Annotated in this window: 16 protein-coding genes; 11 read left to right on the top strand and 5 right to left on the bottom strand. The window is 64.3% G+C overall.

Going from position 1 to position 18,072, the window contains the following annotated elements; all coding sequences use genetic code 11:
• Window positions 1-132 precede the first annotated feature (132 nt).
• Window positions 133-339 (top strand): hypothetical protein, encoded by a 207-nt coding sequence (locus P6U31_RS05545; protein WP_024337446.1) that lies wholly within the window; start codon window positions 133-135, stop codon window positions 337-339.
• Window positions 340-502: 163 nt separating this feature from the next.
• Here P6U31_RS05545 and P6U31_RS05550 read toward each other — a convergent pair whose 3' ends face one another.
• Window positions 503-1,348, bottom strand: a complete 846-nt coding sequence (locus P6U31_RS05550; protein WP_407187240.1) for an SDR family NAD(P)-dependent oxidoreductase — start codon at window positions 1,346-1,348, stop codon at window positions 503-505.
• Between the two features lie 191 nt (window positions 1,349-1,539).
• Here P6U31_RS05550 and P6U31_RS05555 point away from each other — a divergent pair, with 191 nt between their 5' ends.
• The 4 genes from P6U31_RS05555 to P6U31_RS05570 all read left to right on the top strand — a co-directional run bounded on the left by P6U31_RS05555 (window position 1,540) and on the right by P6U31_RS05570 (window position 6,725).
• Window positions 1,540-3,036, top strand: a complete 1,497-nt coding sequence (locus P6U31_RS05555; protein ID WP_407187241.1) for an aldehyde dehydrogenase family protein — start codon at window positions 1,540-1,542, stop codon at window positions 3,034-3,036.
• Between the two features lie 112 nt (window positions 3,037-3,148).
• Complete coding sequence (locus P6U31_RS05560; protein WP_407187242.1) at window positions 3,149-4,276, top strand: alkene reductase; 1,128 nt, start codon at window positions 3,149-3,151, stop codon at window positions 4,274-4,276.
• A 164-nt stretch (window positions 4,277-4,440) separates the two neighbouring features.
• A complete protein-coding gene (locus P6U31_RS05565) occupies window positions 4,441-4,944 on the top strand; it encodes a GFA family protein (RefSeq protein WP_407187243.1) in 504 nt (167 codons plus the stop codon).
• Between the two features lie 119 nt (window positions 4,945-5,063).
• Window positions 5,064-6,725 (top strand): thiamine pyrophosphate-binding protein, encoded by a 1,662-nt coding sequence (locus P6U31_RS05570; protein ID WP_407187244.1) that lies wholly within the window; start codon window positions 5,064-5,066, stop codon window positions 6,723-6,725.
• Between the two features lie 115 nt (window positions 6,726-6,840).
• On the opposite strand, the gene P6U31_RS05575 is transcribed toward P6U31_RS05570, so the two are convergent.
• The gene (locus tag P6U31_RS05575) at window positions 6,841-8,220 is read right to left on the bottom strand and encodes an LLM class flavin-dependent oxidoreductase (RefSeq protein WP_407187245.1); all 1,380 of its coding nucleotides are present in this window, start codon (window positions 8,218-8,220) and stop codon (window positions 6,841-6,843) included.
• 287 nt (window positions 8,221-8,507) lie between these two features.
• Between P6U31_RS05575 and P6U31_RS05580 the strand changes: the two genes are divergently transcribed.
• The 6 genes from P6U31_RS05580 to P6U31_RS05605 all read left to right on the top strand — a co-directional run bounded on the left by P6U31_RS05580 (window position 8,508) and on the right by P6U31_RS05605 (window position 14,425).
• Window positions 8,508-9,905, top strand: coding sequence for a M20 family metallopeptidase (locus P6U31_RS05580; protein ID WP_407187246.1), 1,398 nt, complete (start codon window positions 8,508-8,510; stop codon window positions 9,903-9,905).
• 95 nt (window positions 9,906-10,000) lie between these two features.
• Entirely contained in the window at window positions 10,001-10,912 is a 912-nt protein-coding gene (locus tag P6U31_RS05585; RefSeq protein ID WP_407187247.1) for an amino acid ABC transporter substrate-binding protein, read from the top strand.
• Window positions 10,913-11,056: 144 nt separating this feature from the next.
• The gene (locus P6U31_RS05590; protein ID WP_407187248.1) at window positions 11,057-11,788 is read left to right on the top strand and encodes an amino acid ABC transporter permease; all 732 of its coding nucleotides are present in this window, start codon (window positions 11,057-11,059) and stop codon (window positions 11,786-11,788) included.
• Window positions 11,789-11,791: 3 nt separating this feature from the next.
• Window positions 11,792-12,484 (top strand): amino acid ABC transporter permease, encoded by a 693-nt coding sequence (locus tag P6U31_RS05595; protein WP_407187249.1) that lies wholly within the window; start codon window positions 11,792-11,794, stop codon window positions 12,482-12,484.
• A gap of 189 nt (window positions 12,485-12,673) precedes the next feature.
• Window positions 12,674-13,405, top strand: a complete 732-nt coding sequence (locus tag P6U31_RS05600) for an amino acid ABC transporter ATP-binding protein (protein ID WP_407187250.1) — start codon at window positions 12,674-12,676, stop codon at window positions 13,403-13,405.
• Window positions 13,406-13,564: 159 nt separating this feature from the next.
• Window positions 13,565-14,425 carry a D-amino-acid transaminase gene (locus P6U31_RS05605; protein ID WP_407187251.1) on the top strand — a complete coding sequence of 287 codons (861 nt, stop codon included), beginning with the start codon at window positions 13,565-13,567 and terminating at the stop codon, window positions 14,423-14,425.
• Window positions 14,426-14,579: 154 nt separating this feature from the next.
• Here P6U31_RS05605 and P6U31_RS05610 read toward each other — a convergent pair whose 3' ends face one another.
• From P6U31_RS05610 to P6U31_RS05620, 3 genes are read right to left on the bottom strand one after another with little or no spacing between them, the layout of a single operon-like run.
• The gene (locus tag P6U31_RS05610; protein ID WP_407187252.1) at window positions 14,580-15,041 is read right to left on the bottom strand and encodes a carboxymuconolactone decarboxylase family protein; all 462 of its coding nucleotides are present in this window, start codon (window positions 15,039-15,041) and stop codon (window positions 14,580-14,582) included.
• Window positions 15,042-15,066: 25 nt separating this feature from the next.
• Window positions 15,067-16,677: an MDR family MFS transporter gene (locus P6U31_RS05615; protein ID WP_407187253.1), complete on the bottom strand. Its 1,611-nt coding sequence runs from the start codon at window positions 16,675-16,677 to the stop codon at window positions 15,067-15,069.
• Between the two features lie 3 nt (window positions 16,678-16,680).
• Window positions 16,681-17,862, bottom strand: coding sequence for an HlyD family secretion protein (locus tag P6U31_RS05620; protein ID WP_407187254.1), 1,182 nt, complete (start codon window positions 17,860-17,862; stop codon window positions 16,681-16,683).
• Between the last annotated feature and the right edge of the window lie 210 nt (window positions 17,863-18,072).

The following is an 18,072-nucleotide window of genomic DNA, read 5'->3' on the forward strand; positions in this document are numbered from 1 at the left end:
GCTGCCGCGGCTCTCGCGCCCGCGACCAGCGGCAATGACGTCTTGATCGGGCGCTGGCGATCCGCATCCTGCATTGTGCTTCGACGGCAGGTGCGATATGGCTCTCGCGCTTTTCAGAGGCGGAGACGAGCTTTGTCGAAACAATCGCTGCGTGAGGAGGCCGAGCGCCTGATCCGCGAATCGATGGAAAAGAAGACGATCGTGGTCAAGCAGGGCACGACTCGCATCGAGGCGATCTGCGGCAAGTGTGGCGCGCCGAACCGGGTCCAGGCTGAGAAGGGCCAGAGCCGCGTCAAGTTCGCCTGCAAGAATTGCGGGCACAAGCAGGAGACGCTGTAGGGCGCTCGCGTGAACCTGCCGCGCCGCGAATACTCCAACTCCTCATCCTGAGGAGCCCGCTGTAAGCGGGCGTCTCGAAGGATCGAGGCCGGGCTGTCGCAGCCGGGCCTGCATGGTTCGAGACGCGCGCAAGGGCGCGCTCCTCACCATGAGGATCAGGTAGTCACTTCCCCTCCACGAACTTCGTGAATGCATCCGCGTAGTCCGGATGCCAGCGCGACAGCGGCGGGCGGTTCTCGATGATGTCGCGGGCCGCCCACAGCATGCGCTTTTCATCGAGCGCGCGCGGCACGTCGTTGTCCGGGCACAGGATGTAGAAATCGCCGGCCTCCAGGCGCGCCAGCATGAAATCGATGGTCTGCTCCGGCGTCCAGGCGCCCGCCGGCTTCTCGGTGCGGCCCTTGGCGGTGAGGCCGGTGAAGACGAAGCCCGGAATCAGCAGGTGTGCCGTGATGCGGCAATCCCTGGTATTGCGCAGCTCGTGCTGGAGCGCTTCCGTAAAAGCCTTCACGCCGGCCTTGGAGACATTGTAGGCGGGATCACCCGGCGGCGTCGTGATCCCCTGCTTCGAGCCGGTGTTGATGATGAGGCCGCACTTGCCGCGTGCGATCATGGCGGGTGCGAAGATGCGTGAGCCGTTGATGATGCCCCACATGTTGACGCCGATGATGCGCTGCCAGTGATCAGGCTCGCCGAAGAACGTGCTGCCGGGCTGGATGCCGGCATTATTCATGAGAATGTCGGTACCGCCGAACCGCTCGCGGACGGCGCGCTCCAGTTCCGTCAGGCTTTCTGTCTTGCTGACATCGACCACTGCGGCCATCACGTTCGCGGCACCGGCGATGGATGACAGTTTTGTTGCGGCCGCGGCCAGGCGTGCCTGATCGATATCCGCGATGCACACCTTCATGCCGCTGCGCGCAAACGCCGCGGCGGCGGCAAATCCGATTCCGGATGCGCCACCCGTGACGACGGCAACGTTGTCTTTGACGATGGCGGGATGCGACATGGCTGGACTCCGGCGAAGCTGCGTTGCGCTCGGTCGCGTTATAGCATGCGCTTCGTCCGACCCTGCACAAGTCGGCATGGGAGGTCTTCGCTCCGCGCCGGCTTTACGCCCCTCCGGCCGGGTTGTACTTTATCCAACCAACGATCCCGCCCAGATCGACCCCAATCAATCACCTGACAGGGAGTGCAGCCATGGCTGTGTCGCAGGCTATTCCAATCACGCGCCATCCGTTCGCGAACGGGTCCTACAAGCAGATGCTGATCGACGGCAAGTGGGTCGATGCAGCCTCGGGCAAGCGCTTCGAGACCCGCAATCCCGCAACCGGCGAGCTGCTCGCCACCGTCGCCGAGGGTGACAAGGAAGACATTGATCGCGCGGTTGCCGCCGCCCGCCGAGCCTTCGAAGGACCCTGGAGCAAGGTCAAGCCGTTCGAGCGGCAGAACCTGCTGTTGAAGCTTGCCGACCTCGTCGAGAAGAATTTCGACGAATTGTCGCAGCTCGACACGCTCGACATGGGCGCGCCGCTCAGCCGCACCCGCGCCTATCGCCTGCGCGCCGTCGGCATGCTGCGCTACTATGCCGGCCAGACCACGGCGATCCACGGCGAGACCATCGAGAACTCGCTGCCGGGCGAAATCTTCTCCTACACGCTGAAGGAGCCGATCGGTGTCGTCGGCGCGATCATCCCCTGGAACGGGCCGCTCACGGCGACGATCTGGAAGATCGGACCGGCGATCGCGACCGGCTGCACCGTGGTGCTCAAGCCGGCTGAAGAGGCGCCGCTGACGTCGCTGCGCATCGCGGAGCTGGCGATGGAGGCGGGCATTCCGCCCGGCGTTGTCAATGTCGTGCCCGGCTATGGCGAGACCGCGGGCGCTGCGCTCGCCTCGCATCACGACGTCGACAAGGTCGCCTTCACCGGCTCGCATGTCACGGGCCAGTCGATCATCCGCGCCTCCGCCGGCAACCTCAAGCGCGTCTCGCTCGAGCTCGGCGGCAAATCGCCGGACATCGTGTTTGCGGACGCCGATCTCGATGCCGCCGTGCCGGGCGCGGCAATGGCGGTGTTCGCCAACTCAGGCCAGATCTGCAGCGCCGGTACGCGCCTGTTCGTCGAGCAGTCGATCTACGAGGAGTTCGTCGGCCGCGTCGCCGAGTTCGGCAAGAAGCTGCAGGTCGGCAACGGTCTTGATCCCAATGTCCAGATCGGGCCGCTGGTGTCCGAGCAGCAGCTCGAACGCGTCACCGGCTATCTCGACATCGGCCAGAAGGAAGGCGCCAAGGCGCTCGCCGGCGGCGGCCGCGTCACCGAGGGCGCGCTCTCGAAGGGCTTCTTCGTCTCGCCGACGGTGTTCGCGGGTGTTCAGGACAACATGCGCATCGCGCAAGAGGAGATTTTTGGTCCCGTCATCTCCGCGATCGCGTTCAAGGACATGGACGAGCTCGTCAAGCGGGCCAACAACACCACCTTCGGCCTCGGTTCGGGCCTGTGGACGCGCGACGTCAGCAAGGCGCATGCGGTCGCAAAATCGCTGCGCGCCGGTTCGGTGTGGGTGAACTGCTACCAGGCCATGGATCCGGCCGTGCCCTTCGGCGGCTACAAGATGAGCGGCTATGGCCGCGAGTCCGGTAAGCAGCATGTCGAGGAATACCTCAACGTGAAGGCGGTCTGGATCAAGACGGCGTAAGACGTGCTCTGCCGCGTTCCGTGAGAGAGAATATCTGCTTGGGGGCGGCGCCTTTTCCGGTGCCGCCCCTCGCTATATCATCCGCATCCTTTCATTGACATCCGGGGACCACATGAAATTCGAAGCGTTGTTTAGGCCGTTGCAGGTCGGTCCGTACAAGCTTGCGCATCGCGTCGCCATGGCGCCGTTGACGCGCATGCGGGCCGAGCGCGAAAGCTTTTCGCCGCGACCGCTCAACGCCGAATATTACGGCCAGCGCGCCACGCAAGGCGGTCTGATCATCGCCGAAGCTTCACCGGTGCTCTCGCACGGTCGCGGCAATCCGGCGACGCCCGGCATTTATACCGAGGCGCAGATCGCTGGCTGGCGCAAGGTGACGGAGGCCGTGCATGCCAAAGGCGGCATCATTTTCCTCCAGCTCTGGCATGTCGGCCGCGTCTCGCATTCCTCGTTCCACGGCGGCGAGCTGCCGGTCTCGGCCTCGGCGATCCCGATCAGGGCGGACGGGATGAAGGCGATGACCGCCGACGGGAAGATCTCGGATTATGAGACGCCGCGCGCGCTTGAGACCGATGAGGTCAAGGGTATTGTCGAGGCCTTCCGGCAGGGTGCGAAGAATGCGCTCGCGGCCGGTTTCGACGGTGTCGAGATCCACGGCGCCAACGGCTATCTGCTCGAGCAGTTTCTGCAGTCGCGCAGCAATCAGCGCACCGACCAATATGGCGGCTCGATCGAAAACCGCGCGCGGCTGCTGCTCGAGGTCACGCAGGCGGCGATCGACGTCTGGGGTGCGAATCGCGTCGGCGTGCGGCTCTCGCCCCATGGCATCGCCAATGATTCTGGTGAGCCCGATCCGATGCCGCTCTACACCCATGTGGTGAAGGCGCTGGACAAGCTCGGCCTGGCGTATCTGCACTTCATCGAGCCGCGCTCCAGCGGCGCCGGCCGAGCCGACGTCCATTGGGAGAACGTGCCATCGGCGATGGTGCTGTTCCGCCCGCTCTACAGCGGCGTGCTGATGACCGCAGGCGGGTTTACCGGCGAGACCGCAAACGCGGCGATCGCCGACGGCCATGCCGACATCATCGCCTTCGGCCGCATCTTCATCTCCAATCCCGACCTGCCGCGCCGCCTGCAGCACGGTTACCCGATCACGCCGTACAACCGTGCGACGTTCTACGGCGGCGAGGAGAAGGGATATACGGATTATCCTGTCTATGACGAGCTGACGCCGGCGTGACCACCTCTGTCATTCCGGCGCGCGACGAAGTCGCGAACCCGGAATCCATCGGGCTGCATACCGGGAGGTGAGATGGATTCCGGGCTCGATGCTTTGCATCGCCCCGGAATGACGAGTTGGAATGTCGCGCAACCGTCAGCCACAATGACGACGGAGAGACGTCCATGGCCAAAGCCGCAGTCGCCGCAGGGATAGCCACCGGCCAATGCCTCTGTGGCAAGGTCACCTTCGAGATCGACGTCCCCGCGCGCTGGGCGTGGCATGATCACTCCGCCGCCAGCCGCCGCGCCCATGGCGCCGCCTACGCGACCTACGTCGGAAGCTGGAAGAAGCGGTTTCGCATCACATCGGGCAAGACCGCGCTGACCCGCTACGAGGACAAGGCCACGAAGACGGCCCGCAGCTTCTGCTCGCATTGCGGCACGCCGATCGCCTATGAGCGCCCGCGCGGGCCGCATATGGTCAACATCCCGCGTGCGCTGTTCAACGAGCGCACCGGCCGCCAGCCGCTCTATCACATCGCGATCGAGGAGCTGCAGGAATGGGCCTATACCGGTGAGCCCTTGGTGCCGCTGAAGGGCTTTCCCGGCGTGGTCTGGCAGCGCTCGAAAAAGAAGAAGCGCGCCGGCGGCGAGAATCCGTTCGAGCTGGGGCGCGAGGAGATGTAACGGACCATTTGCGTTGCTCTCGCGCAACGCAGCCATGACCGCGCTTCCTTGCACGCCTCCCAAGAATTCGGCCATCATGCCTTTCGTCCTTGCGGCAGCGTCCGCTCCCTGGAGGAAACATGAAGAACAAGATCACCGGCCGCTCCGCTTTTCTCGCGCTGCTCAAGGACGAGGGCATCACGCATTTGTTCGGCAACCCCGGCACCACCGAGCTGCCGATCATGCATGCGCTGAAGGACCACCCTGATCTCACCTATGTAATGGCGATGCAGGAGAGCCTGGTGGTCGCAATTGCGGATGGCTACAGCCGCGCCTCGGGAAAGCTCGTCGCCTGCAACGTCCACGTCGCGCCCGGCCTCGGCAACGCCATGGGCTCGCTCTACAACGCCCAGTTCACGGGCACACCGATGATCCTGACCGCCGGCCAGCAGGAGCAGGGCCACGGGCTGATGGAGCCGGTGCTCTATGGCCCCCTGGTGCGGATGGCCGAACCGCTGGTGAAATGGGCGGTCGAGGTGACGCGGCTGGAGGATCTGCCGCGCATCGTCCGCCGCGCCGCCAAGGTCGCGACGACGCCGCCGACCGGGCCGGTGTTCATTTCGCTGCCCGGGGACATCCTGAACAGCGAGGCCGGCATCGATCTCGGCCGCTCCACCCGGATCGACGCCCGCACGAAGCCGTCGGATGAGGCGCTGAGGGCCTTCGCCGCGCGGTTGCTGAAGGCCGAGCGTCCCGTCATCGTCACCATGGACGAGGTGGTCAAGAGCGACGCGTTGAAGGAGGCGGCTGAACTCGCCGAGCTGCTCGGTGCTGCCGCCTACCAATCCTCGACGCCTTATGGTGCGCACTTTCTGTCCGAGAGCCCGAGCTTCGTCGGCACGCTCGCGCGCGTGCAGAAGGTCGCGCGCGATACGCTGGCGCCCTACGACCTCCTGATCGCGCTCGGCGGCGATCCCTTGCGCATGTCGGTCTATAGCGAGGTCGATGCGCTGCCCGACGGGCTCGGCATCGTGCAGATCGGCCTCGTCGATTGGGAGATCGCCAAGAACTACGGTGACGAGATCGCGCTGAAGGCCGATGTGAAGGAAACGCTGCGCGCGCTGATCCCCGTCTTGAAAGAAATGGGCGGCACGGCTCTCTCGGGCCGCGCAAAACAGCGTCTCGCCGAGCTCGCGCCGAAGAACTGGACCGCGCGGCGCGCTGCTCTGGTCGAGCAGATCAGCAAGAGCGCGGGCCGCAGCCCCATCGATCCCGACTATCTGGTGCTGCAGATGGTCGAGGCAATGCCTGACAACGCCATCCTGGTCGATGAAGGCCTCACCTCCAGCCGCCAGGTCACGGCGCTGCGGCCGCATCGCGACCGCTACGGCTATCATGGCCTTGCCTCCGGCGGGATCGGCTGGGGCCTGCCGGCCTCGGTCGGCGCCAGCATCGCCAATCCGGATCGTCCGGTCGTGTGCTTCTCCGGCGATGGCAGCGCGATGTATTCGATCCAATCGCTGTGGACCGCGGCGCATCACAAGCTGCCGCTCAATGTCGTCATCGCCAACAATGGCGGCTACCGCATCATCAAGCAGCGCCTGCTCGCCTTCCACGGCGACGACAATTACGTCGGCATGGATTTCGTCGATCCGCCCGTGGATTTCGCCGGCGTCGCCAAGGCGCTCGGCTGCGAAGCGATCAAAGTCAGTGATCCCCGCGAACTGAAGGCGACGCTCGCGTCAGCGTTCAACCGGCCGGGGACGAAGCTGATCGAGGTGATGGTGGACGGGAAGGTGTAGGGCACACTGCTTCCACCGTCATTGCGAGGAGCACTTGCGACGAAGCAATCCAGCCTGCCTTCGCCGAGGGATTCTGGATTGCTTCGCTGCGCTCGCAATGACGAGGAGGAGGCTCCTACCCCTTCTTCCCCACCCGATACCCCGCCGCCGGATGCGGCGCGTCGAGCCGCGCGCGGCCGGCGCCGAACAGTTTTTCGCGCAACGTGCCTTTCGCATATTCGGACTTGTAGCGTCCGCGCCGCGTCAGCTCCGGCACCAGCATGTCGGCGATATCCTCGAAATCGCCCGGCGAGATCGCGAACGCGACATTGAGCCCGTCGACGTCGGTCTTCTCGAACCAGTCCTCGATCTTGTCAGCGACGCTCTCGGGCGTGCCGACCACGACAGGGCCGGCGCCGCCGATGCCGACATGTTCGATGACGTCGCGCACGGTCCAGACCCGATCGGGGTCGGCGCGGGTGACATTGTCCATGGCGCTGCGGCCGGCATCGTTCTGGACGTGCCGCACCTGCTGGTCGAGGTCGTAGCCGGAGAAGTCGACGCCGGTCCATCCCGACATCAGCGCAAGCGCTCCTTCGGGGCTGATATGGCGCCGGTAGTCGGCGTATTTTTCCTTCGCCTCGGCTTCGGTCCGGCCGAGGATGATCGTCATCATCGAGAACATCAGGATCTCGGCGGGGTTGCGGCCGATCGCGGCGGCCTCCTCACGGATCGCGGAGACGCGGGGCCCGATTACCTTGGCCGACGGTCCAGACATGAACACGCATTCGGCATGTCGCGCCGCGAACTGCCGGCCGCGCGGTGAGGTGCCGGCCTGGTACAGCACGGGCGTGCGCTGCGGCGAGGGCTCGCTGAGGTGAATGGTGTTGTTGATGCGGTAGTTCGGCCCCTCGTGGTTGACGCGATGCACCTTTGTGGGATCGGTGAAGATGCCGCGCTTGCGGTCGCGCAGCACGGCGTCGTCCTCCCAGCTACCTTCCCAGAGCTTGTAGACCACCTCCATATATTCGTCGGCGATGTCGTAGCGGTCGTCGTGCCCGGTCTGCTTGTCCTTGCCCGCGCCGCGCGCGGCGCTGTCGAGGTAGCCGGTGACGACGTTCCAGCCGATCCGCCCCTCGGTGAGATGATCGAGCGTCGACATCCGCCGCGCGAACGGGTAGGGCGGCTCGAAAGAGAGATTGCTGGTGACGCCGAAGCCGAGGTTTTGCGTCACCGCGGCCATCGCCGAGAGCAGCAGCAGCGGCTCGTTTGACGGCGTCTGTGCCGCGTTGCGCAAGGCCGCGTCAGGGCTGTTGCCATAGACGTCGTAGACCCCGAGCACGTCGGCCAGGAACAACCCGTCGAAACGGCCGCGCTCCAGCGTCCTGGCGAGATCGATCCAGTAGGGCAGGCGGTTGTACTCGGCGGTGCGGTCCCGCGGATGGGTCCACAGGCCCGGTGACTGGTGTGCGACGCAATTCATCGCAAATGCGTTGAGCCTGATCTCTTTGGCCATGCTGGTTCCCCGGCGCTCTGTACTGGGCGCTCTTCGAATGGTAGACGTGCGCCCGAACTTGACGCCCGAACTTGGCGAAGTTCTTGCATATCGCTTGCGCTTGGCAAGGCCAAAGTCAGCGTCGCAGCTGCGCTTGGCAAGCCAATCTCAAGGAAGCAAGAACGAAATCCCAAGAGAACTACAAGAGAAGTACAAGAGAACTACAAGCACTATCCAAGTCCCCGCCACTTTCGAAGGCCAACCCAGGTCGGGTAAGGTCCTTCGTCTCAAAGTCTCGAAAAGCAAGTATGACCAGAGCCGACGCCATCGCCCGCGCCCGTGAGGATTTCAAATCCGGCGCATTTCTTGCCGAGCTCGACCGCCGCGTCGCCTTCAAGACCGAAAGCCAGAACCCGTCTCGCGGCCCCGAGCTGCGCGCCTATCTGGAGCAGGAGATGCAGCCGGCATTTGCTGCGCTGGATTTCACCAGCCGGATCGTCGAGTCCCCCAGCGGCAAGGCGCCGTTCCTGTTCGCCGAGCATCACGAGAGTGCTTCAGTGCCGACCGTGCTGATCTACGGCCATGGCGATGTCGTCGACGGCATGGAAGGCGAGTGGCGTGACGGACGCGACCCCTGGCGCACCACGGTTGCGGGCACGCGGCTCTACGGCCGCGGCACCGCCGACAACAAGGGTCAGCACAGCATCAACATGGCGGCCCTTCGCGCGGTGCGCGATGCCCGCGGCGGCAAGCTCGGCTTCAACGCCAAATTCATCATCGAGATGGGCGAGGAGATCGGCTCGCCCGATCTCGGCAAGGTCTGCGATCTCAATCGCGACGCGCTGAAGGCAGATCTGTTCATGGCCTCCGATGGGCCGCGTCTGTCCGCAGACCGTCCGACGCTGTTCCTCGGCTGTCGCGGCGGCATCCGCATTCATCTGGATGTGAATCTGCGAGACGGCGGCCATCATTCCGGCAATTGGGGCGGCGTGCTGGCCAATCCCGCGACGATTCTGGTCAATGCAATCTCGACACTGGTCGACGGCCACGGCCGCCTTCAGCTCGACGCCCTGAAGCCGCCGCGGCTCACCAATCAGATCCGCTCCTATCTGGCCGATGTGCAAGTGGTGCCGACTGCGGACGAGCCCGCGCTTGCGGAGAACTGGGGCGAGGAGGGTCTTTCGCCCGCCGAACGGCTCTACGCCTGGAATACGCTGGAAGTGCTGGCGATGTCCTCGGGCAATATCGAGAAGCCCGCCAACGCCATTCCGGGGCAAGCCAATGCCGTGCTGCAGCTGCGTTTCGTGGTCGGCACCAAGATCGACGGCCTGATCGAAGCCATCCGCGCGCACCTGGTTGAACGCGGTTTTCCGATGGTCGAGGTGCGGGCGGCGCAGAGTTTTGCTGCATCGCGCACCGATTTCGACAGCCCCTGGATCAAATGGGCGGCGGATTCGGTGAAAGAGACCACCGGCAAGGCGCCCGCGGTGCTGCCGAATTTCGGCGGCTCGCTGCCCAACGACGTGTTTTCCGAGATCCTGGGCCTGCCGACGATCTGGGTCCCGCACTCCTATCCCGGCTGCTCCCAGCATGCGCCCAATGAGCACATCCTGCTGCCTCTGACCGAAGAGGCCTTGACGGTGATGGCCGGGCTGTTCTGGGATCTCGGCCAATTGCCAGGACCACTCTCGAGACCGCGAAATTGAGCCGTTAACCTGAGCCTCGATCCAGCCGAAAGTCACATTCTAATCCGGGCCGATTTGTGCTTGCATCCGGCCGCATCATCCGAAAGGGGAAAAAAGTGAAACATTTCCGTAGCATTGGGCTCGCGCTCGCCGCGACCTTCGCCGTCAGCCAGGCCGGGGCCCAGGAACTGACCGGCACGCTGAAGAACATCAAGGACACCGGCGCCATCACGCTGGGCTTCCGCGACTCCTCGATCCCGTTCTCCTATCTCGATGACAACCAGAAGCCCGTCGGCTTCGCGATGGACATCTGCTACAAGATCGTCGACGCCGTGAAGAAGGAGCTCAAGCTCGACAAGCTCGAGGTCAAGCTCAACCCGGTGACCTCGGCGACCCGCATCCCGCTGATGGCGAACGGCACCATCGATCTCGAATGCGGCTCGACCACCAACAATGCCGAGCGCCAGAAGCAGGTCGCTTTCACCAATACGCACTTCCTGACCGCCAGCCGCTACGTCTTCAAGAAGTCGAGCGGCCTTAAGTCGATCGACGACCTCAAGGGCAAGACCGTGGTCTCGACCGCCGGCACCACCAACATCAAGCAGCTCACCGAAGCCAACGTCGCGAAGGGCCTCGGCGCCAACATCATCCCGGCCAAGGATCACGCCGAGGCGTTCCTGATGGTCGAGACCGACCGCGCGGTCGCCTTCGTCATGGACGACATCCTGCTCGCGAGCCTCGTCGCCGGCTCCAAGTCGCCGGGCGATTATGAAATCTCCAAGGACGCGTTCTCCAAGCCCGAGCCCTACGGCATCATGCTGCGCAAGGACGATGCCGCCTTCAAGAAGGTGGTGGATGCTGCGACTGCGGCGCTCTACACCTCGGGCGAGGCCCAGAAGATCTACGACAAGTGGTTCACGCAGAAGATCCCGCCGAAGGGGCTCAACCTCAACACGCCGATCTCGGCCGAGCTGAAGAACGAGTTCGCCAAGCCGACGGACTCGCCGAACCCGGACGACTACAAGTAAGATAAAACCGCGATCTTTCGATCCGATCATGTCCGGCCACTCTTGACACCAGAGTGGCCGGACATTTGCATAGGCGCCGAAGACTTGTCTAAGCGAGACTTCTCTAAAGACGCCCGGTGACGGGCGCGTTCGCGCGGGGGACACGTGAACTACAACTGGAACTGGGGAATCTTTTTCCAGCCGAACCCGATGGGGACCGGCACCTATCTCGACATGCTGTTGTCGGGCCTGGCGCTGACCCTCAAGACAGCGGTCTTGGCCTGGATCATCGCACTGATCGCCGGCTCGGTCGTCGGCGTGATGCGCACGCTGCCGTCCCGGGGCGCCACCTGGTTCGGCTTCGCTTACGTCGAATTCTTCCGCAACATGCCGCTGCTGGTGCAGCTCTTCCTGTGGTTCTTCGTGCTGCCGGAAATCCTGCCAAGGGCCGCCGGCTTGTGGCTGAAGCAATTGCCCAACGCGCCGTTCTGGACCGCCTCGATCGGCGTCGGTCTGTTCATGTCGGCGCGTGTCGCGGTGCAGCTGCAGGCCGGCATCGCGTCGCTGCCGCGTGGGCAGAAGATGGCGGCGACTGCGCTCGGCCTCACCACCGTGCAGGGCTATCGCTACGTGCTGCTGCCGATGGCGTTCCGCATCATCCTGCCGCCGCTGACGTCCGAATTCCTCAACACCATCAAGAACACGGCTGTGGCCATCACCATCGGCCTGCTCGAGCTGACCGGACAGGCGCGCTCCATGCAGGAATTCTCGTTCCAGGTGTTCGAGGCCTTCACCGCCGCGACCATCCTCTATCTCCTCGTCAACGCCGTCGTCGTGACCGCGATGCGATTCCTCGAGCGCTGGGTCGCGATCCCCGGCTACATCACGGGGAAGTAAGCGATGCTCGGCAATTTCGATTTCGACGTCATCCGCCGCGCACTGCCCTATCTGTTCTATGAGGGCATGACGTTCACACTGACGCTGACGGCGCTCGCGGCGCTCGGCGGCCTCATCTTCGGCACGGCGCTCGCCCTGATGCGCCTGTCAGGCTACAAGACCCTCGGGCGCATCGCCGGCCTCTATGTCGACTTCATGCGCTCGCTGCCGCTGGTGCTGGTCATCTTCTGGTTCTACTTCCTGGTGCCCTATATCGGGCAATGGCTGACCGGCGCCTCGCGCCCGATCAGCGTCGGCGCGTTCGCTTCCTCGCTCATCACCTTCGTCATGTTCGAGGCGGCGTATTTCTCAGAGATCATGCGCGCCGGCATCCAGTCGATCTCGCGCGGGCAGCCGGCCGCAGCCAGCGCGCTGGGGCTGACCTATGCGCAGACCATGCGCTACGTCGTGCTGCCGCAGGCGTTCCGCAACATGCTGCCGGTCCTGATCACGCAGACCATCGTTCTGTTCCAGGACACTTCGCTGGTCTACGTCCTGTCGATCACGGACTTCCTGGGAGCGGCCAGCAAGGTGGCGCAGCGCGACGGGCGCCTCGTCGAAATGTATCTGTTCGCAGCCGTCGTCTACTTCACCATTTCCTGTATCGCGTCCTTCGGCGTTCGCCGCCTGCAGGCGCGCATCGCCATCATTCGGTAGGTTGAACTTGGATCTGGGTGCTCGACACGTGGTGTCCCTTACCTCTCCCATAGGGAGAGGTCGGATCGCGTCAGCGATCCGGATGAGGGGTTTTACTCCACCGATAGATCTGAACCCCTCACCCGGCGCTTCGCGCCGACCTCTCCCTGTGGGAGAGGTGAACCCCGTCTGCCGCAGGGCTTGAGAAACATGATCGAAATCAGCCACGTCAACAAATGGTACAGCCCGACCTTCCAGGTGCTGACCGACTGCACCACCAGCGTCACCAAGGGCGAGGTCGTGGTGGTCTGCGGCCCCTCGGGCTCGGGCAAGTCGACGCTGATCAAATGCGTCAATGCGCTGGAGCCGTTCCAGAGCGGCGACATCCTGGTCGACGGCACCAAAGTCAACGATCCCAAGACCGATCTGCCGAAGCTGCGCTCGCGCGTGGGCATGGTGTTCCAGCATTTCGAGCTGTTTCCGCACCTGAAGATCATCGACAATCTCTGCCTCGCGCAGGAGAAGGTGCTGGGCCGCGGGCACGACAAATCGGTCACCAAGGGCATGCAGCTCCTGGAGCGCGTCGGCCTGAAGGAGCAGGCGCAGAAATATCCGGCGCAGCTCTCGGGCGGCCAGCAGCAGCGCGTCGCCATCGCCCGTGCGCTCGCGATGGACCCGATCGTCATGCTGTTCGACGAGCCGACCTCCGCGCTCGATCCGGAAATGGTCAGCGAGGTCCTCGACGTCATGGTCGATCTCGCCCGCGAGGGTATGACCATGATGGTGGTAACCCACGAGATGGGCTTCGCCCGCAAGGTCGCCAACCGCGTCATCTTCATGGACCGCGGCGAGATCGTCGAGGACGCCCCGAAGGACGACTTCTTCGGCAAGCCGCGCAGCGACCGCGCACAGAAGTTCTTGTCGAAGATTCTGTCGCACTAGCCCTGTCATTCCGGAGCGCGCGTAGCGCGAACCCGGAATCGCGAGATTCCGGGTTCATTCGCGCCGTGAATGCCCCGGAATGACTGATCGAGGGTTTATCGGCTCCGGCAAATCTCCTATACCGTACAGCAAATCCCCTTCCCCTCCAGGAGACCTGCCTTGGATCCGCTCGCCTACGTCAACGGCTCATTCGTCCCGCTCTCGGACGCCAAGATCTCGATCCTCGATCGCGGCTTCCTGTTCGCCGATGGCATCTATGAGGTCTCGGCCGTGCTCGACGGCAAGCTGGTCGACAACGCCTCGCATCTGGCGCGGCTGGAGCGCTCGGTCGGCGAAATCAAGCTCAAGCTGCCGGAGACGGTCGAGCGCATGACCGAGCTCCAGAAGGAGCTGATCGCGCGCAACAACGTCGTGAACGGCCTCGTCTATCTCCAGGTGACCCGCGGTGCCGACAAGGGCCGCGACTTTCCGTTCCCCAAGGCCGACGTCAAGCCGAGCCTGGTGATGTTCACCTCGGAGAAGGATATCATCAACGCCCCGGTGGCAAAGACCGGCATCAACGTGATCACCGTGCCCGACATCCGCTGGGAGCGCCGCGACATCAAGAGCGTAGCCTTGCTGGCGCAGGTGCTGGCAAAGCAGGCCGCGGCGGAAGCCGGCGCCGGCGAGGCTTGGATGCTGCAGGATGGCTACGTCACCGAAGGTGGTTCTTCGTCGGCGTTCATCCTGACCAAGGACGACGTCATCGTCACGCGCAAGAACTCCAACGCGATCCTGCCCGGCTGCACTCGCAAGGCCGTGATCGCGCTTGCGGAGGAGCGCCAGCTCCGCGTCGAGGAGCGTTCCTTCACCGTCGCCGAGGCGCTCGCCGCCAAGGAAGCCTTCATCACCTCGGCCTCGTCCTTCGTGCAGCCGGTGATCGCAATCGACGGCAAGAAGATCGGCGACGGCAAGCCCGGCCCGATGGCAACGCGGCTTCGCGAGATCTATGTGGAGTTTGCCAAGGCGACGGCGGTCTGAGCCAACCCACAGCCGTCATCGCCCGGCTTGACCGGGCGATCCAGTACTCCGTGCCATCAGTGATTTAATCGGGAGGCCGCGGCGTACTGGATGCCCCGATTTCGCGGGGCATGACAGTTGAATGCGTGGAGGCGCATTTGGCTCTATCGCCCCCTCACGCCGCCGACGCCTTGACCTTCACCGGATGTACCGCGCGGAACGCAATCGCGATCCTGTTCCAGGCATTGATGGCGCCGATCAGCATGGTCAGGTTCACCGTTTCCTCGTCGGAGAACTGGGCGCGGACCAGTTCGTAGACCTCGTCCGGCGCGTGCGTCTGTGAGATCAGCGTCACCGATTCCGCCCAGGCCAGCGCCGCGCGCTCGCGGTCGGAATAGAGCGGGGATTCGCGCCAGGCATTGAGCAGGTAGATGCGCTGCTCGGTCTCACCGCGCTTGCGGGCGTCCTCGCTGTGCATGTTGATGCAGAAGGCGCAGCCGTTGATCTGCGATGCCCGGATCTTGACCAGCTCGATCAGCGATTTTTCCAGGCCGGTCGACTGGATCTGTTCCTCCAGCGCCATCAGCGCTTTCACCGTATCGGGGGCAGCCTGGTAGAAGTTCATGCGGGGTTTCATCGTCGTTCTCCTTTGCTGGGTGACGTCAATGGGCGCCACCGGCCGAGCTCTGGCCGGGCTTCTTCAGGAACAGGACCGCGGCGAGCGCCACGATCAGCGCCATGCCGAGCAGGTAGAAGGTGTCGCTGAAGGCGAGGATATAGGCCTGCTTCTGCACGGTATGGCCGATCGCCACATAGGCGCGATGCGCGGCATCCGCACGGTCTAGAATGCCGTGATTGACGAAATATTGCGTCAGTTGTTCCAGTCGCGTCCGCGTCGCCTGCTCGAACACCGAGACCGACTGCATGAGCACGTTGGAGTGATATTGCTCGCGCTTGGTCAGGGCCGTTTGCAGCAGCGCGATGCCGACGGCGCCGCCGAGATTGCGCATCATGTTGAACAGGCCGGAGGCCGAGCCCGCATTCTCCGGTTCGATGCCTGCGGTTGCGACCGCCGACAGCGGCGCCATCACCAGTGCCTGGCCGATGGCGCGAACGACGTTGGGCCACAACAGCTGGTCGGCGGCGTAGTCGTTGCTCATATAGATGTTCATGAAGTTGGATGCCGCGAACAGAACGAAGCCGACGCCGATCACGAGCCGCGCGTCGAGTTTCTGCATCAGGCGGGGCACCAGCGGGATCAGCACGAGCTGCGGCAATCCGGTCCAGGCCAGCACCATGCCGATCTGCTCAGCGTTGTAGCCCTGGATGCGCGACAGATATTGCGGCAGGATGAAGACCGAGCCGTACAGCGCGATGCCGAGCAGGAAGTTCGCGAGCATGCCGAAGCCGAAATTACGGCGGAGCAGCAGGCGCAGATTGAGCAGCGGCTTCTTCACGGTCAGCTCGATGATCAGGAAGGCGGTCAGCGCGACCGCCGCGATGATCGAGAGCTTGACGATGAAGGATGAGCCGAACCAGTCGTCCTTGTTGCCTTCCTCCAGCACGGTCTGCAGCGCGGAGAGGCCGATTGCCATGGTGATGATGCCGGCCCAGTCGCCTTCGCGCAACAGCGCGAGCTTCATGGGCTTGGTCTCGAGTGCGTACCAGAGCATGCCGACCATGATCGCACCGGGGACGAGGTTGACGTAGAAGATGTACTCCCAGCCGAAATTCTCGGTGAGATAGCCGCCGATGGTCGGGCCGATTGCGGGGGCGAAGGTCGCGGACAGCGCGAACAGCGCAAGACCGACCGGCTGCTTTCCGCGCGGCAGCAGCGTGATGATCAGCGTGAATGCCATCGGAATCAGGACGCCGCCGGTGAAGCCTTGCACCGCGCGCAGCACGATCATCTGCGGCAGGTCCTGGGCGAGCGCGCATGCCGCCGACAGCAGCAGAAACAGGACCGCGTTGGTCAGAAGATAAATCCGGATCGAGAATACCTGCGCGAGCCAGCCGGAGAGCGGGATCACCACGATCTCGGCGACGAGATAAGAGGTCGAGATCCAGCCGCCGTCGTCGATGCCGGCGCCGATCGCGCCCTGGATGTCGGCGAGCGAGGCGTTGACGATCTGGATGTTCAGCACCGCCATGAAGGCGCCGAGGGTGGCGCCGATCACCGCGATCCAGGTTCTTGCGGATACCGCCGGCGCGGCGGGTGCCGCGGGCGCGGGGAGACTGGCGGCGGAGTTGACGGTCGGTTGGAGCGTGCTCATGGCTCAGCCGCCATTCGCGCGGGAGGTGTTGTCGGCAAGGCGCCTGGCCGTCTCGCGCTCGGCCAGCACCGTCTGCTTGGTGTCCACGGTCGGCACGGCCGACATGCCGGGGCGCAGCAGGCCGGTGAGGCTGTGGTCGTCGAGCACGATCTTCACGGGAACGCGCTGCACGATCTTGGTGAAATTGCCGGTGGCGTTGTCCGGCGGCAGCAGCGCAAATTCGAGCCCACTGGCCGGCGACAGGCTGTCGACATGGCCGCGCAGGGTCGTGTTGCGGAAGCTGTCGACGTGCAGCTCGACCGGCTGGCCGGGGCGCACATGCGTCAGCTGGGTCTCCTTGAAGTTCGCAACGACGTAGACCGCATCGAGCGGCACCACCGCCATCAATTGCGTGCCGGCCTGGACGTATTGACCGACCCGCAGGCTACGAGCACCGACCGTGCCGTCGACCGGCGCGGTGATCTCGGTATAGGACAGGTTCAGCGCCGCCTGCTGTGCGACCGCACGGGCGCGGTCGAGCTGGGCTGCGGCCTGGGCGCGCTGAGTGGTGAGCACATCGACCTTGCGCTGCGCGGCGACGAGGCCGGACTTGGCGTGCTGCAATTGCGCGCTGCTGGCGCGCAGCGCCGCGTCGGATTGCTGCGCGCGCTGGATCGTGCCGGAGCCCGACTTCATGAGGTCGTCGTAGCGGGCGCGCTCTTCCTGCGCGAATTTCAGGTTGGCGTCTGCGGCCGCGACGTCGGCCATGCTCTGCGCGATGACCGGCTGCTGCAGGTCGAGCTGGGCATCGATGTTGCGCAGCGAGGCTTCGGCGGCGGCAACATCGGCACGGGACTGGTCGAGCGCAGCCCTGAAGTCGCGGTCGTCGATCTTGGCGAGGAGCTGGCCCGCTCTGACCTTCTCGTTGTCGCCGACCAGCACCGTGGCGATATAGCCGGAGACCTTTGGCGCGATGACCGTGGAATCCGCCTTCACATAGGCGTCGTCGGTGGATTCCAGGTAGCGGCCGTTGGTCCAGTAATCGTGGCCGTAATAGACCATGGTTGCCGTGCCTGCGAGGAGCGCGAGCATCAGGGCCCCGCGCCGGATCCTGTTCCGGACCGGGACAGCCGGCCGCGCCTTGGCATAATCACGTGTGATTTCAGTTGCTTGCTGGAAGGTCTCGGTGCGGGGCATCTCGGACATTGCGGTCTCCTGTCGGCTCGCTGAGACTATCGGTCTTGCCGGCTCCAGTGATAATTGGCTAAATTCCGGAAGGATTATCCATTAGGGGTGGATAATCGGGGCCATCAGTTCAGTCTTGATGTCTACCGGGTCAGAGCCGGGACTGCCCCAGAGCGATTGCCGCCTCTGTCGCGCGATTGCGGCTAAGGCGCTCATCCTCGTGCAAGGAAA

It is taken from the genome of Bradyrhizobium centrosematis (assembly GCF_045571495.1).
GTDB lineage: Bacteria > Pseudomonadota > Alphaproteobacteria > Rhizobiales > Xanthobacteraceae > Bradyrhizobium > Bradyrhizobium centrosematis.

Coding starts and splice junctions, on each gene's coding strand:
- P6U31_RS05550 (WP_407187240.1), bottom strand. CDS start 1,348: ATGTCGCATCCCGCCATCGTCAAAGACAACGTTGCCGTCGTCACGGGT.
- P6U31_RS05555 (WP_407187241.1), top strand. CDS start 1,540: ATGGCTGTGTCGCAGGCTATTCCAATCACGCGCCATCCGTTCGCGAAC.
- P6U31_RS05560 (WP_407187242.1), top strand. CDS start 3,149: ATGAAATTCGAAGCGTTGTTTAGGCCGTTGCAGGTCGGTCCGTACAAG.
- P6U31_RS05565 (WP_407187243.1), top strand. CDS start 4,441: ATGGCCAAAGCCGCAGTCGCCGCAGGGATAGCCACCGGCCAATGCCTC.
- P6U31_RS05570 (WP_407187244.1), top strand. CDS start 5,064: ATGAAGAACAAGATCACCGGCCGCTCCGCTTTTCTCGCGCTGCTCAAG.
- P6U31_RS05575 (WP_407187245.1), bottom strand. CDS start 8,220: ATGGCCAAAGAGATCAGGCTCAACGCATTTGCGATGAATTGCGTCGCA.
- P6U31_RS05580 (WP_407187246.1), top strand. CDS start 8,508: ATGACCAGAGCCGACGCCATCGCCCGCGCCCGTGAGGATTTCAAATCC.
- P6U31_RS05595 (WP_407187249.1), top strand. CDS start 11,792: ATGCTCGGCAATTTCGATTTCGACGTCATCCGCCGCGCACTGCCCTAT.
- P6U31_RS05600 (WP_407187250.1), top strand. CDS start 12,674: ATGATCGAAATCAGCCACGTCAACAAATGGTACAGCCCGACCTTCCAG.
- P6U31_RS05610 (WP_407187252.1), bottom strand. CDS start 15,041: ATGAAACCCCGCATGAACTTCTACCAGGCTGCCCCCGATACGGTGAAA.
- P6U31_RS05615 (WP_407187253.1), bottom strand. CDS start 16,677: ATGAGCACGCTCCAACCGACCGTCAACTCCGCCGCCAGTCTCCCCGCG.
- P6U31_RS05620 (WP_407187254.1), bottom strand. CDS start 17,862: ATGTCCGAGATGCCCCGCACCGAGACCTTCCAGCAAGCAACTGAAATC.